The following is a 14357-nucleotide window of genomic DNA, read 5'->3' as shown; positions in this document are numbered from 1 at the left end:
ACATTGCAGATCGCGGAATGTCACGTTCCCCGGGTGTCCCGGGACGGCGGGGGTATTCATGGTCACCCGCTTGAGCCTCTCGCGGGAATCGCCGAACCGGCTGAATGCGCTTCGCGCGGTACGGGTGAGACCTCGTTGCGCAGGCGTTGGGAGCGGTGGGCCTTCTCGTTTCCCGTAGATGCTTGTGCCCGGGGCTGTCCGTTCTCCGGGTGTGCCGGAGAACGGACAGCCCCGGGCACGCTGGGTGTGTCGGGCTCTGGGCCGGGGGTCAGCGTTCGAAGACCCCGGTCAGGCGGCCTCCCTCGGCCGCACTGTCCCCCCGGTTGGGTGCCGGGGTGGCCGCGACGTCAAGCCTGCGACCTTGCGGCGACTCTGCTCTGCGAGCGCTCGCAGGAGTTGCCGAGAGTACCGATCCGTAGAGCCGGCGCGGCTGCATGTCCGCTGTCCGTCCCGTTGCAACCCTTCTGGGAAAGCGCTTGCTGGAAGCATTGACGGCTCTGCGAGCGCCTGCAAGAGTCGCGCCTCAACAAGAAATTGACGCAACGCAGTTGACCTACCTCGCGGAGGAGCCGCATGGGCAATGACGCCCCCTCCCGCCGTACCGCCCTGGCAGCCCTGCTGTCCGCGTCGCTCGCCACGGGCTGCAGCAGCGGCGCCCGTTCGGTAGCCTCCGGCGGCACCGCCACGCTGCGCTACTTCTTCTGGGGTGATGCCGGCCGGGCCGAACTCATCAACCAGTGCATCGCGGTATTCGAACGCGATCATCGCCGTATCCGGATCAAGACCAGCTTCGTAGGCTTCGACGCGTACTGGCAGAAGGTGACCACCGCGCTCGCCGGCGGCAATCCGCCCGACCTGCTGCACGTCGACTATGCCTGGCTGCGCACCTTCGCCCATCACGACCTCCTCGCCGATCTCGCCGAACTCACCGGTGCCGGCAAGGAGATCGACGCGAGCGCCGTCGTGCCCGCGCTGCGGACCGCCGGCCTGATCGAAGGTCGCCGCGTCGGCGTTCCGCTGTCGCGCAACAGCATCGCGCTCATGTACGACGCCGGGCTCTATGCCGAGGCGGGGGCCACTCCGCCGGATCTGAAGACGGGTTGGGAGACGTTCGTCGAGCAGACCGCCAGGATCTCCAAGTTCACCAAGGGCGCACAGGTCGGTGTCGACAACCCCGGCCAGAACTACATGGGCGTCGAGATGTGGATGATGCAGCACGGTAGGACGGCGTGGACCGAGGCCGGTCAACTGGGCTTCACACCCGACGACTTGCACGGCTACCTGTCGTTCATCGAGCGCTGGCGGGACGCCGGCGGCATCGCGGGTGCCCGGGTCATCCTGGAGGCGAAGCCGGGCGCTCCGGTCACCGCACGCCGTGCGGCCTCGATGTTCGAGTGGGACAACCAGGTCGGCAGCCGCAGCGAGGCGCGAGGGACCCGCCTGAAGCTGACCACCCCGCCCACCGACACCGGCACGAGCGGCCTCTACGCCAAGCCGGGCATGCTGCTCAGCGCTTCGGGCGCGACGCCGTACCGCAGTGAGGCAGCGCAGTTCATCAACTTCATGATCAACGACCGGCGCGTCGCGAAGATCCTCGGCACCAACATCGGCATGGCGCCCACCACCCGCCAGGAGGGCGCGGCCAGTACCGACGACCCGTTCGTGCGCCTGACCCAGGGCTACGAGAAGCGGATCGCCGGCGTGGCAGCGGCGACACCGCCCGCCCCCGGAGTCGGCGGCTCCACCCTGAACGTCCGCCTGGAGCGCATCGCCGAGAAGCTCGGCTACGGCGTCATCTCCGTGGACGAGGCCGTCGACCTCTACTTCGACCAGGCGAAGGTCGTCCTCTCCTGACGACTGCCGGCCCGAGAACCCCCACGACCTATGGAGAACCCATGGCCGGTACGACGACGACCGAGGCCGCGATACCGGCGGCCCGCCGAGACCCCCACACCCCCGGCGTCGCCCCGGGCAAGCGCCGCCGGGGCAGCGACCGTGCGGCGTATGTCTTCCTGACTCCCTGGATGATCGGCGCGGGTCTGCTGACCCTCGCTCCGATGTTCTATTCGCTGTTCATGTCCTTCACGGACTACAACCTCTTCGACACCCGGAACTGGATCGGCCTCGAGAACTACCGGCGCATCCTCTTCGACGATCCGCAGGTGCGCGACTCGGTCCTGGTCACGCTCCAGTACGTGCTGATCGCCACCCCGCTCAAGCTCGCCGTGGCCCTCGGCGTGGCGCTGCTCCTGCACACCGGACGCAGAGGCCGCAACTTCTACCGGGCCGCCTTCTATCTGCCCTCGCTCATCGGAGCCAGCGTCGGCGCGGCCATCGTCTGGAGGTTGCTCTTCTCCACCGGCAGCGTCGTCGACCGCGCCGCAGGCATCTTCGGCCTGGACACCGGCGGCTGGGTGTCCGACCCCGACTGGTCGATGATGTCCCTGGTCGCCCTCTCCGTCTGGCAGTTCGGCGCGCCCATGGTCATCTTCCTGGCCGCGCTGCAACAGATCCCGCGGGACGTGTACGAGGCAGCCGAGGTGGACGGCGCCGGCCCGATCCGCCGCTTCGTCTCCGTGACCGTGCCGATGCTGTCTCCAGTGATCTTCTTCAATCTGGTCCTGGAGATGGTGCACGCCTTCCAGATGTTCAATTCGGCCTTCGTGCTCTCCAACGGCACCGGCGGCCCGGCGGGCTCCACGTACGTCTACTCGATGTACCTGTACGAACTCGGCTTCAACGACTTCCGGATGGGCTATGCGGCCGCCCTGACCTGGGTGCTGCTGATCGTCATCGGCGTCGTGACCGCGGTCCTGTTCAAGACGTCGGGCCGCTGGGTCCACTATGCGGGTGAGGAGAAGTGACCATGACGACCCCGACCCTCCCTCGAACCCAAGCGGTCCGGCGCAGGCCGTTCGACCGGGGCGCCCTGCTCTGGCACGGTGGCGCCGCCGTGCTGCTGCTCGCCCTTCTCTACCCCGTGGTGTGGGTGTTCACCTCATCGGTCAAGCCGCCCCAGGAGATCCTCTCCAGTTTCGACCTGCTTCCCTCTCGGCCCACGTGGGAGGGGTTCCGTACCGCTCTCGAAGGCATCGCGGACGTGCCGACCTGGCGGTTCTTCTCCAACTCGCTGATTCTCTCGGCGGGTTCGGTGATCGGCAACGTGCTGTCGTGCTCGATCGCGGCGTATGCGTTCGCACGGCTGCGCTTCCGCGGCCGCGGCGTCATGTTCACCGCGATGATCGGCACCATCCTGCTCCCGCACCACCTGCTGCTCATCCCGCAGTACACGATGTTCCAGCAGGCCGGCCTGGTCGACACCTTCGTGCCGCTGCTGCTCGGCAAGTTCCTCGCCACCGACGCGTTCTTCGTGTTCCTGATGGTGCAGTTCATCCGTAATCTGCCGCAGAGCCTCGACGAGGCCGCCCTGATCGACGGCTGCGGCCACTTCCGGATCTTCTGGCACATCGTGCTGCCGCTGCTGCGACCCGCACTGATCACCACGGCGATCTTCACGTTCATCTGGTCGTGGAACGACTTCTTCGCCCCGCTGATCTACCTCCAGTCGCCGGAGAACTATCCGCTGCCGCTGGCCCTGCGTCTGTTCGTCGACTCCTCCAGCGCCACCGACTACGGCGCGATGCTGGGCATGTCGGTCCTCTCCCTGCTGCCGGTGATCGCCTTCTTCGCCGCGTTCCAGCGCCTGCTCATCGAGGGCGCAGCCACCTCCGGGCTCAAGGGCTGAAGGGCGGTCACGGTCATGACGTATGCGATGACGACCCGGAGCGACCCCGGTCACCGAGACGGCCGGGTGCGCGATACCCCGTACGGTGAACGCTTCACGCTCTTCGCCGAAGTCCTGTGGATAGGCGTGCTCGTGACGCTGGCTTCCCTGCCCCTGGTGACCTGGCCCGCAGCGATGGCAGCCGGCTGCGCGGCGGTGCGCCGCTGCGTGCCCGACGGCCCGAGCGTGGGCACGGCCCGCCGCTTCGCCGCCGACTGGCGCCGCGCACTGCGCGGTGGAACCCTGCGCGGTGCGGCGGGGCTCGCGTCCCTCGCATTCCTCGCGGCCGACCTGCGGATCGCCGCTGTGGCCGGCGATCTGCCCGGCCACGGCCTGCTCGTCGTGGTGTGTGCGGCGGCCGGCGTCGCCGTGGTCGTCGTGCAGCTGCGCGCGGCTGCCGCGTGGAGCGAGCCGGGCGATGCCGGCCCTGCGACCCTCGCCAACGGCTTCGCCGGGTGGCGGCGCGTCGCCCTGGCGCGCTCCCGCGACGACCTCGTGGGCTCGGTGACACTCGCGGCCGCGGTATGCGCGACGGCAGTCTGCGCCTGGCAATTGCTGCTCCTCCTCCCGCTGGTGTCGGGCGTCCTCGCCCTCGCGGCTGTGGCGGTGGAGCGACGCGGCCGCGAGGAGAAGGCCGTACGCACAGAGCGTCGCCGTCACAGTGGGACGGTCCTGCGCACAGGACGGTCGAGCTCTTCCGACGGGGCGAGTTCATGACTGCAAGCGCCGAGGATGTGGCAGCGGAGGCGGGGGTGTCTCCCTCCACCGTCTCCCGCTGCTTCGCCTCGCCCGAACAGGTGAGACCCGAGACCCGTGAACGGGTTCTCGCAGCGGCGGCCCGGCTCGGCTACACACCCAGTCGCGTCGCCCGCTCGCTCGCCCTCGGCCGCACCCGGACCCTCGGCCTGATCGTGCCCGACATCGCCAACCCGTTCTTCGCGGTGGTCGCCAAGGCGGTACAGGCCCGCGCCCGCCGCAAGGACTATGCGGTGTTCCTGGCCGACACAGACGAAGACCCCGACGACGAATACGAGTTGGCCCTCACCCTCGCCCGCCAGGTCGACGGGCTGCTCCTCGTCGCGCCACGTATGGACACCGAGCGCCTCGACGAGATCATCCAGCAGGTGCCCAGCGTCATTGCCAACCGGCCCGTGCCGGGAGTGCCGACGGTCGTCATGCCCACAGCCGACGGGTTGCGTCAGGCAGTGGCGCATCTGCATGCCCTCGGGCACCGTCACCTCGCCCTCGTCCTGGGCGCCCGCGACTCCTGGTCGAGCGAGCAGCGCGGCCACGCCGTGCGCGTGGCCTGCGAGGAACTGGGCCTGAAGGTCAGCGAGTTCGGCCCGCACGAACCGAAGTTCCATACCGGAGCGCAGGTAGCCGACCTCGCCCTTGCCTCCGGTGCCACTGCCGTCGTGGCGCACAACGACCTGCTGGCCTTGGGGATCCTGTCCCGGCTGAGCGAGCGCGGTGTGCGTGTGCCCGACGACCTCAGCCTCGTCGGCGTGGACGACATACTCCTCGCCGCGACCTCCACCCCGGCGCTCACCTCCGTGCGCCTGCCGCTCGATGCGCTGGGGGAGCGGTCCGTGAATCTGCTTCTGCGCCGCATCGAGGGCGGCGGACCGCAGTCGGCTGATCCCCAGCAGATCGTCCTCGACAGCGAGTTGATCGTCCGCCGTTCCACCGGCCCCGCCCCACGGAAGGAACCCTGACCATGACCGCCCTCACCACCCGGCGCGCCGCCATCGTCGGCACCGGACACCGTGCCCAGATGTACACCCGGGCCCTCGGTGCCCGCGCCCACTACGACGTGGTGGCGCTCGCCGACCCCAGCCCGACCCGTATCGCCCACCACAACCGGCTGCTGACCGGCCTCGGCCGCCTGGAGGCAACCGCTGCCGCGCCCGACGACTTCGGGGACCTGCTGCGGCGCGAACGGATCGACGAGGTCGTCGTCACCACCGTCGACGCCACCCACGACCACTACATCATCACCGCCCTGGAGGCGGGCTGCCGCGTCGTCACGGAGAAGCCCCTGACGACCGACGCCGCCAAGTGCCGTGCGATCCTCGACGCGTTGGAGCGCACCGGCGGCGACCTGTCGGTCGGCTTCAACTACCGCTACAACCCGGCCCACGAAAAGGTCTGGCAGCTGCTTGCCGACGGCGCGATAGGCGAGGTGCGATCGGTGCACTTCGAGTGGCTCCTCGACGTACGTCACGGCGCCGACTACTTCCGCCGCTGGCACCGCGAGAAGCGGCACAGCGGCGGCCTCCTCGTGCACAAGTCGGGCCACCACTTCGACCTCGTCAACTGGTGGTTGAACGCGACCCCTTCACGCGTCCACGCCGAGGGCGGGCTCGTCTTCTACGGCCGGGGCAACGGCGAGGCGACCGGACTGCGCCGCGACTACGAGCGCGCGCACGGCGACGCGGCGGCGGCCGACGACCCGTACGCGATCCACCTGGCGGCCGACCCCGGTCTCACCGCCCTGTACCTCGACGCAGAGGCCGCGGGCGACACCTATGTGCGCGACCGCAACGTCTTCGGTGACGGCATCGACATCGAGGACGACCTGGCGGTCCTTGTCCGCTACGACACCGGCGCCACCATGACGTACCACCTGACGGCCTACTCGCCCTGGGAGGGCTACCGCGTCATGTTCAACGGCACCGCGGGCCGCCTGGAGCTCGAGGTGGAGGAGAACACGTGGCAGCCCCCGCGCACCGCGGCCCCTGGGGGAGAGGCCGCGCATGGCGGCGTGCTGATGGCCAATCCGGGCCGTACCCGCATCCTGCTCCGCCCCCTGTGGGAGGAGCCGCGCGAGGTGACCTTCGAAGGGGCGGCGGGCTCGCACGGCGGTGGAGATCTGCGCATGCTCAAGGAACTCTTCGGCCCGCTCGGCGACGGCTCCGACGAGGGGGCGGCTCCGGCAGCGGGCAAGGGTGCCACGGCCCGCGACGGCGCGTTCGCACTGGCGGTGGGCATCGCCGGCAACGAGTCCCTTGCCACGGGGCGGCCCGTGGACGCGACGGACCTGTTCGGGGAGCGCCACACGACGAAGCACTGACGGCAAGCCACAGCTTCGAGGGCAGCAGCCGTGGGGCGGAGGCCGGAGGTCAGCCCTCCGTCGCCCTCGCCCAGGGCGCGTCCAGTTCGGAGAACAGCGCGAGGCGGCCGGCGCTCGATGCGGTCAGGGCGTCGATACCAGGGATCAACCGACGCTGCTCGGCACCCTCGCCGAGTGGGTGCCAGACGCCCGGGGGCAGGCGCACGGGCTCGGGTGCGGTGCGCACGGCCTCCACCACCCGGGTGAAGGCGCCGCTGCGTTCCAGCGGGCTCAACAGCTCGTCGCCGTCACGGAGATGGGCGATCAGGTTCTCCAGGAGGTCCGTACGTGGGTGCTCGTACTCCTGGGGTGCCTGACCCCGCCGTTCCAGAAGTACACGGTCCTCCGTGTAGTGCAGAGTGATACGGCCCTGTTCGCCGTGCACGACGATGTAGGGCGCGGCGTTCTGCTCGGCGCACAGGGTCGCGGCGAGCGTGATGGTCGTGTCGTGTGTACTCGTCACACGGACACATGAGGTGTCGTCGGCCTCGATGTCATGGGCCCGGTAGAGCTCCAACTCCACGGTGGCCACGTCGTCCTGGCGATCGCTGCCGTCCACGCGCAACGCTGTGGCCAGGGCGTGGGCGAGGGGATTGGTCAGCACGCCGTCGACGACGTCCACCATGTCCTGCGCCCCGGGGCCGGCGGCAACGCGGCGGCGTCCGGCCCAAGGGGAGCGGGCGTAGTAGCGGGCCTCTCGCACCCACGCTCCGGCGGCACCGATGCCCACGGGCCGCCCGATTGCGCCGTCCGCCACCAATTGCCGTACGGATGCCACGGCCGCGGAGCCGAAGGACTGGAATCCGACCTGACACACGCGACCGGACCGGTCCAGTTCCTCGGCGAGCTGCTGGAAGCCTGCCAAGGAGGACGCGGGCGGCTTCTCGAGCAGTACGTGCGATCCCGCCCGGACGGCGGTCAGCGCGAGTGGGACGTGTGTATGGAGGGGTGTGCTGATGATGGTCACCGATGGGCGGGTGCGCTCCAGGAGTGCCTTGAGGTCTGTGGACTGCGAGATGGACCCGAAGGGCCCGAGCCCCTCCAACTCTTCGGCGTCGAGGGGGCTTTGGTCGCAGACCCCGACGACCTGGACCTGCCCTTGTCCGGTGAGCCGACGCAGGTTCGCACGGTGGATGCGGCCGAAGCCGCGGCCGCCGACGAGGACGACGGCGACGGGCTGCGCCGTCACCGCGCGGTGCGGCGGACGAACGCCGTCCGGATGCACGGGCTTGGATCGCTGTCGCGGCCCGACGTCAACGAGTTCATGTGTCTCCTAGTGGGCCGGCCACCAGGCCGGCCTGGGCGGTGGGCTGGTCCGGCCTGGGACGATGAGGCCATCGAGTGGACAAGTGGTGAGATCTTCCCTACGGGCCATCGCATTGCAGAACCTCTTGTTCCAGCGCCTGTCGTCCGACCCCGAGGACCTTGAGCATGGCACGAGTGGCTGGGCTGGGGTTGAATCGGCTCCACGCCAGATACTCGATGCGATGAGGGCCGTCGACCACTGGGACCAGTGCCAGTTCGGGGGTGTCCGCGGCCAGTGGTCGGATGAACGCTGATGGCAGCAGCGCAATGCCGAGCCCGCGCGCAACGAGCCGGGTGATCAGCTCGACGACGCCGGACTCGTACGCGACGTCGCGGACCAGGCCTGCGGCGGCGAACGCCTGATCGGACTGGGCTCGGGCGGGTGTCCCGCCCACGAAGTCCACGAACGTCTCGTCGGCGATCTCCCGCAGGGTGACATGGGATACGCCCGCAAGACGGTGACCGGCCGGTACCGCGAGTACGTGCTCGTCGTGATCGAGCACGACGCTTTCCACACCGGACGGCCGATCACCCTCCGGAAGGCCGAGGAAGGCGATGTCCAGATGGCCGTTCCGGATCGCCGTCGCCAGTTCGTCACTGCGTCCGGAGCGGAGGGCGACGTGGACGTCCGGGTGCTGGGCGCGGTACCGCTGCAGCAGATCGGGTACGTCGACGGCGGCCGTGGTCACGATCACGCCGACGGCCAGTCGCCCGCGTATCACGCCGGTCGCGGCGGCAGCGTCGGCGACTGCGCGGTCGGCAGCGGCCAGACACTCACGCGCGCCGACGACGAACGCCGCACCGGCGCTGGTCAGTTCGACCCGTCGGCTGGATCGGGCGAACAGCTTGATCCCGAGCTCTCGTTCCAGGCCGGCGATCCGGTGACTGAGTGACGACTGCACCACGGAGCAGCGTTCGGCGGCGCGGGTGAAGTTGCGGGTTTCGGCGACGGCGACGACGTAGCGCATCTGCTGGAGGTCCACACCGTAATCGTTCTGGTTCATGGCTGCGATCGCAAGCATGCGTTGGATTCATGACGCGTTGTGCCGAGACTTCATCACATGCACTCCTTGACCAAGCGGTCACCTGGCCTGCTGCGGACCCCGTACGCGCAGCAGGTGGCAACCGTCGCACTGACCGCACTCGCTCCCGCTTCCTGGGGCACCACGTACGTCGTGACCACGGAACTGTTACCGCCGGGGCATCCGCTCTTCGCCGGGCTGATGCGCGCGTTGCCGGCCGGGCTGCTCGCGCTGGCGATCACCCGGGTGCTCCCGCGCGGCGACTGGTGGTGGAAGGCCGTCATCCTCGGCGTGCTCAACATCGGAGGGATGCCTCTGCTGTTCTTGGCGGCCGAACGACTCCCCGGCGGCGTCGCCGCCACCCTCGGCGCTGCCCAGTCGCTGCTGGTCGCAGGCTTGGCCATCGCGTTGCTCCACGACCGGCCCACGCTCTGGCGACTGACCTGGGGTGTGATCGGCGTGGCCGGTGTCGGACTCGTCGTGCTCGGTCCGGAGGCCCGGCTGGACGCCGTCGGGGTGCTCGCCGGCCTCGGCCATACGGCCCTCATGGCCGGCGGGGTCGTCCTCACCAAGCGCTGGGGCCGCCCCGCGGACGTCGGTCCGTTGGCCCTGGCCGGCTGGCAACTGACGGTCGGCGGCCTGCTGCTGCTCCCGCTCACTTTTGCGATCGAGGGGGTGCCGCAGCGGATCGATGCCGGAGCTGTCGGCGGCTACCTGTGGCTCGGCAGCATGGGTGGGCTGATCGCGTACGCCCTCTGGTTCCGCGGGATCGCAGAGCTGCCGGTCGGCGCGTCCGCACCGCTGGTACTGCTGTCACCGCTCGTCGCGACCGTCATCGGAATCGTGCTGGGCGAGTCCCTGAGCCCGCTGCAGACCCTTGGCTTCGTTGTTGCTCTGGCCGCCTTGCTCGCCGCGCAGTTCAGCGCCCCGCGCCTGTCCGGCCGCATCGCGCGCGACAGGCTGACAGAACATCAAATTCGAGAAGGCCACGTTCGAGAAGGACGGATTCGATGAAGACAGATTCGACGAGCGCAGACATGACGATCGCCGTGCTGGGTGCCACCGGGATGGTCGGCAGCCGGGTGATCACCGAGGCCAGGGCACGCGGGCACCATGTGCTTGCCCTGTCCCGGAAGCTTGCAAGCAAGGACCCGAACGTGACGCCACTCGCAGTCGAGGTGAACCACGTGCACGCGGTGCGCGAGGCGCTTACGGGCTCCGTCCCGAACGGCACCGTGGACGCCGTGGTGTTGACCGTGCGGACCGTCCCGGTCGACGAGGAGTTCTTGGTCGGCGCCACCCGTACGGTGCTGGACATCGCGGCACAGCTCGGGATTCGTGTCCTCGTGGTCGGCGGCGCCGGCGCCTTGCGCAGCCCCGACGGTCACGATCTGCTGGTCGCCGACAATCCCGCGTATGTGTCCCCTGAGTTGAAGGCCGTCGCCGCTGCCGGGATCGCTCAGTTGCGAACCTGCCAGGCTCATACCGGTGCCGATTGGGTCTACCTGAGTCCGCCCGCCCTGCTCGAACCCGGTGAACGCACGGGCCACTATCGCCGGGGCACCGACACCTTGCTCACCAGCGCCGAGGGCCGATCGTGGATCAGCGCCGAGGACCTGGCTGTCGCGGTGGTCGACGAACTCGAAGCCCCTGGCCCTGAACATCACATCACGGTTGTCCACCGCGACTAACCGTCATCAGCGTGAGGCGGTCAGCTACGTGCCTGCGGGCGCGCACGACCTTGGAGCTGACCGAGATCGTCGGCGCCGGCTCGTCCCCAAAGGGGGGCCCTCGCATTCGGGGGACGTCACGAGCGGCACCACGTTCGGATGGCCTTCTTGCCGTGGGGCGTTGAAGCCCTTCGGCGGGATGGCGCGTGTGGTTGCCGGAGTCGCTGCCGAGCGCAGGCTCAGTGCCGAGTGACTCCCGGAACGGGCGCTGTGTGGGCAGCGGTGATCTGGGTGGCGTTCGTCTCTCCGGCACTTGAACTATGTGGTCGTGTTTGGGGTTTGCGTGTTTCAACTCTTGACGCTTGATGTGGCGGAGAGCACAGTGTCCGCGATGGGTTGAGAGCGCTCTCAAGATGTCGTGACCGTGCAAGTCCCGATGGAAGAGGTACCCGCCCGTGAAACGAATCCCGCACGTCAGCGCGCCCTTGCGGCGAGCATCGATCGCGGTCCTCAGCGTGTTGAGTCTCGCAGCCGCCGCGGTCAGCGTCACCCTGCCGGCGATGGCCTCCGCGCCTCCGCCGCCGGCCGGTTGGACACAAGTCTTCGCCGACGACTTCAACGGGCCGGCCGGTTCCGGAGTCAACACGACCAACTGGCAGTACACGACAGGCACCAGCTACCCGGGCGGACCCGCGGGCTTCGGTACCGGCGAGGTCGAGACGATGACCTCCAGCACCGACAACGTCTCGCTCGACGGCTCGGGCAACCTCCGCATCACTCCCCGACGCGACGCCGCCGGAAACTGGACCTCCGGCCGCGTCGAGTCCATCCGGTCCGACTTCCAGCCGCCCGCCGGCGGGAAACTGCGCGTCGAGGCGCGGCTGCAGATGCCGAACGTGACGGGCGCGGCTGCCAAGGGCTACTGGCCTGCATTCTGGATGCTTGGGGCTCCCTACCGCGGCAACTGGTGGAACTGGCCGGGCATCGGCGAGCTGGACATCATGGAGAACGTCCAGGGCATCAACAACGTGTGGGCCACCATGCACTGCGGCACCAGCCCGGGCGGACCCTGCAACGAGAAGTCAGGCATCGGCGGCCAGAAGGTATGCGCCGGCGCCACCTGCCAGGCCGGCTTTCACACCTACGCGGTCGAGTGGGACAAGTCGACCGCCGTGCAGGAGATGCGCTTCTACCTCGACGGCGTCAACTACCACACCGTCCGCCAGAACCAGGTTGACGCGGCCACCTGGACCAACGCAACCAACCACGGCTACTTCATCATCCTCAACGTCGCCATGGGCGGCGAATTCCCCGCGGCCTTCGGCGGCGGCCCCGACGGCAGCACCGAGCCCGGCCACCCGCTCGTCGTCGACTACGTCCAGGTCTTGCAGTCCACCGGCGGCGGTGGCACTCCGACCGACCCTCCCACCACGCCGCCGTCCGGGAACCGCGACGCCTACAGCACCATCCAGGCCGAGTCCGCCGACCAGCAATCCGGACTGACCACCGATGCAACCACTGACACCGGCGGAGGCCAGAACCTCGCCACTGCAGCCAACGGCGACTGGGCCCTGTACAAGGGCGTCGACTTCGGCGGCACACCGGCCAAGCAGTTCACTGCACGCGTAGCCAGCGGCGCGTCCGGCGGCGTCAGCGGACTGGTCGAAGTGCGTCTCGACAGCCGCACCAACGCACCCGTGGGCAGCTTCGCCGTGGCCAACACCGGCGGCTGGCAGACCTGGAAGGACCTCCCGGCCAACATGAGCGCCGTCACCGGCAAGCACGACGTCTACCTCACCTTCACCAGCGGCCAGCCCGCCGACTTCGTGAACATCAACTGGTTCAACTTCGGCCACTGACAGGCAGGAAGTGCCGCCCATGACCAGACATCCCTTACGCAAACGGCCGCTGGCCGCCACCCTGACCGTCCTTCTGACGCTCATAGGCCTCACCCTCACCACCCTCGCGCCCGCACAGGCCGCCGCCGACTACACCCAAGGAGTCGCCCCGACCGGCTCCGGCGCAGCCGAGATCTCGTTCAGACCCACTACGCCCGCCTCCCTCGTCGACGTGCACTACCTCTCACCCGACGCCGGCCTGCAGAGCTTCCGCATGACGAACAATGCGGGCACGTGGCGGCAGATCGTCAGCGGCCTGCCGAGCGGCTTCGCCCTCGAGTACTGGTTCACGTACGAGAAGAACGGCCCGCTCTACGACACCCCGCATTTCACCTACACAGTGGGCAGCGGAGGAGGCGGTGGCGGTGGAGGGGGTGGTGCGGGCACCTTCCCGATCACCTTCCAGAACAACACCCGCGGTGTCTACGCCGGTTCACAGATCTACCTCACCGTGCTGGGGCAGGTGACGCCCGGCCAGTGGTCGTACATGAAGGCCGACGGGACGATGGCCCACATCAGCCACCTGGACGCGACAGCACCAGGTCATCTCACCAAGAGTGGCGTCAACTACCCCAACATGTCGTTCACGCTGGCGCAGTCGGACGGCTCCGTCCCCTCACCCACATCCATCCGTGGGGGACGGATCTATGTCTCGCTCGGATCCCCGATGTACATCCCGGTCTCTCCCGACGACCAGGGATGGGGCGGCCCTGACCTGCGCAACCCCAATGACCCCAACACCGACGTCTACTACGACTGGTACGAGTACACCTACGTCCACGGGCAGGTGGCGTTCGGCGGAAACACCACCCAGGTCGACCAGTTCGGCTTCCCCATGACCGCGCACCTGACGCAGGCATCGAGCGGCTATGACAACACCCAGGGCATCACACTGACCCGCGCGCAGGTCATGTCCCGGTACGCGGCCTCAGTGGGCGAGGCCTTCAAGCCGCTGCAGGGCACCCACCGCATCATCGCCCCGCGCTCCTCCAACCTTTTCCTGGCAGGAGGCCCGCAGGCGAACTATCTGCAGGCGTACATCGACCAGGCCTGGAGCTACTACTCCACCCATCCCTTCAAACTGACCCGGCTGGGCGAGACATTCAGCGGCCAGGTCAGCGGCACCACGCTCACCTTCACGAAGAACGGCACGGGCTCCTTCCGCCTGGACAAGCCCACCTCTGCGGACACCGTGGCCTGTGCCGGGGCACTCGCCTCGGGCAGCGACACCGAGAAACAACTCGGCGCAGAATTCTGCGCCGCGTTCAACCGGGGCGTGGCCCTGGACACCGCCACCTGGTACACCCCCTCCGCCTACTACACCGCAAGCGTCAAGAACGACTACGCCGGCTTCTTCCACGATGTCGGCCTCAACAAGCGCGCCTACGGCTTCCCCTACGACGACATCAACGATCAGTCATCCGTGCAGATCCTCGGCAATGCCGACCCGCCTACCGCACTCACACTCGGCATCGGCTGGTGATGACCGTGCCCGCCCCGCATACGGGGCGGGCACGACACCTTCCCGCGAGAGGTTGTACGGAGCGTTGACACCCTGGCGCCGGG

Annotated in this window: 12 protein-coding genes; 10 read left to right on the top strand and 2 right to left on the bottom strand. The window is 68.8% G+C overall.

From position 1 onward, the window contains the following. The first annotated feature begins 573 nt into the window (after positions 1 to 573). Genes OG698_RS02145 through OG698_RS02120 form a run of 6 tightly spaced genes read left to right on the top strand, consistent with a single transcriptional unit; the run spans position 574 to position 6857 of the window. Positions 574 to 1854 (top strand): ABC transporter substrate-binding protein, encoded by a 1281-nt coding sequence (locus OG698_RS02145; protein WP_406101064.1) that lies wholly within the window; start codon positions 574 to 576, stop codon positions 1852 to 1854. 41 nt (positions 1855 to 1895) lie between these two features. Beyond that, entirely contained in the window at positions 1896 to 2864 is a 969-nt protein-coding gene (locus OG698_RS02140) for a carbohydrate ABC transporter permease (RefSeq protein WP_406101062.1), read from the top strand. Positions 2865 to 2866: 2 nt separating this feature from the next. Further along, positions 2867 to 3745, top strand: a complete 879-nt coding sequence (locus OG698_RS02135) for a carbohydrate ABC transporter permease (protein WP_406101060.1) — start codon at positions 2867 to 2869, stop codon at positions 3743 to 3745. 27 nt (positions 3746 to 3772) lie between these two features. Beyond that, a complete protein-coding gene (locus tag OG698_RS02130; RefSeq protein WP_406101058.1) occupies positions 3773 to 4501 on the top strand; it encodes a hypothetical protein in 729 nt (242 codons plus the stop codon). Next, positions 4498 to 5499 (top strand): LacI family DNA-binding transcriptional regulator, encoded by a 1002-nt coding sequence (locus tag OG698_RS02125; protein WP_406101056.1) that lies wholly within the window; start codon positions 4498 to 4500, stop codon positions 5497 to 5499. The genes OG698_RS02130 and OG698_RS02125 overlap by 4 nt, the downstream gene beginning before the upstream one ends. Positions 5500 to 5501: 2 nt before the next feature. After that, positions 5502 to 6857 carry a Gfo/Idh/MocA family protein gene (locus OG698_RS02120; RefSeq protein WP_406101054.1) on the top strand — a complete coding sequence of 452 codons (1356 nt, stop codon included), beginning with the start codon at positions 5502 to 5504 and terminating at the stop codon, positions 6855 to 6857. A gap of 49 nt (positions 6858 to 6906) precedes the next feature. Here the strand turns inward: OG698_RS02120 and OG698_RS02115 are convergent, their stop codons facing one another. Further along, on the bottom strand, positions 6907 to 8085 hold the full coding sequence (locus tag OG698_RS02115; RefSeq protein ID WP_406101052.1) for a Gfo/Idh/MocA family protein: 1179 nt from the start codon (positions 8083 to 8085) through the stop codon (positions 6907 to 6909). A gap of 175 nt (positions 8086 to 8260) precedes the next feature. After that, entirely contained in the window at positions 8261 to 9184 is a 924-nt protein-coding gene (locus tag OG698_RS02110) for a LysR family transcriptional regulator (RefSeq protein WP_406110777.1), read from the bottom strand. Between the two features lie 78 nt (positions 9185 to 9262). Between OG698_RS02110 and OG698_RS02105 the strand changes: the two genes are divergently transcribed. The 4 genes from OG698_RS02105 (at position 9263) to OG698_RS02090 (ending at position 14274) form a co-directional block, all read left to right on the top strand. Continuing rightward, a complete protein-coding gene (locus OG698_RS02105) occupies positions 9263 to 10237 on the top strand; it encodes an EamA family transporter (protein WP_406101050.1) in 975 nt (324 codons plus the stop codon). A 23-nt stretch (positions 10238 to 10260) separates the two neighbouring features. Beyond that, positions 10261 to 10914 (top strand): NAD(P)-dependent oxidoreductase, encoded by a 654-nt coding sequence (locus OG698_RS02100; protein WP_406101048.1) that lies wholly within the window; start codon positions 10261 to 10263, stop codon positions 10912 to 10914. 539 nt (positions 10915 to 11453) lie between these two features. After that, a complete protein-coding gene (locus OG698_RS02095; RefSeq protein WP_406101046.1) occupies positions 11454 to 12752 on the top strand; it encodes a glycoside hydrolase family 16 protein in 1299 nt (432 codons plus the stop codon). Positions 12753 to 12771: 19 nt separating this feature from the next. Continuing rightward, entirely contained in the window at positions 12772 to 14274 is a 1503-nt protein-coding gene (locus OG698_RS02090; RefSeq protein ID WP_406101044.1) for a glycoside hydrolase family 64 protein, read from the top strand. The last annotated feature ends 83 nt before the right edge of the window (positions 14275 to 14357 follow it).

Source organism: Streptomyces sp. NBC_01003 (genome assembly GCF_045162695.1).
Taxonomy (GTDB): domain Bacteria; phylum Actinomycetota; class Actinomycetes; order Streptomycetales; family Streptomycetaceae; genus Streptomyces.
The sequence above is the reverse complement of the archived record's forward strand: the minus strand, read 5'-3'. Positions and strand labels throughout refer to the sequence as shown.

What these genes read in the sequence shown, in the direction of transcription:
- OG698_RS02145 (WP_406101064.1), top strand. Translation starts at nt 574, where the DNA reads ATGGGCAATGACGCCCCCTCCCGCCGTACCGCCCTGGCAGCCCTGCTG.
- OG698_RS02140 (WP_406101062.1), top strand. Translation starts at nt 1,896, where the DNA reads ATGGCCGGTACGACGACGACCGAGGCCGCGATACCGGCGGCCCGCCGA.
- OG698_RS02135 (WP_406101060.1), top strand. Translation starts at nt 2,867, where the DNA reads ATGACGACCCCGACCCTCCCTCGAACCCAAGCGGTCCGGCGCAGGCCG.
- OG698_RS02130 (WP_406101058.1), top strand. Translation starts at nt 3,773, where the DNA reads ATGACGACCCGGAGCGACCCCGGTCACCGAGACGGCCGGGTGCGCGAT.
- OG698_RS02125 (WP_406101056.1), top strand. Translation starts at nt 4,498, where the DNA reads ATGACTGCAAGCGCCGAGGATGTGGCAGCGGAGGCGGGGGTGTCTCCC.
- OG698_RS02120 (WP_406101054.1), top strand. Translation starts at nt 5,502, where the DNA reads ATGACCGCCCTCACCACCCGGCGCGCCGCCATCGTCGGCACCGGACAC.
- OG698_RS02105 (WP_406101050.1), top strand. Translation starts at nt 9,263, where the DNA reads ATGCACTCCTTGACCAAGCGGTCACCTGGCCTGCTGCGGACCCCGTAC.
- OG698_RS02100 (WP_406101048.1), top strand. Translation starts at nt 10,261, where the DNA reads ATGACGATCGCCGTGCTGGGTGCCACCGGGATGGTCGGCAGCCGGGTG.
- OG698_RS02095 (WP_406101046.1), top strand. Translation starts at nt 11,454, where the DNA reads ATGGCCTCCGCGCCTCCGCCGCCGGCCGGTTGGACACAAGTCTTCGCC.
- OG698_RS02090 (WP_406101044.1), top strand. Translation starts at nt 12,772, where the DNA reads ATGACCAGACATCCCTTACGCAAACGGCCGCTGGCCGCCACCCTGACC.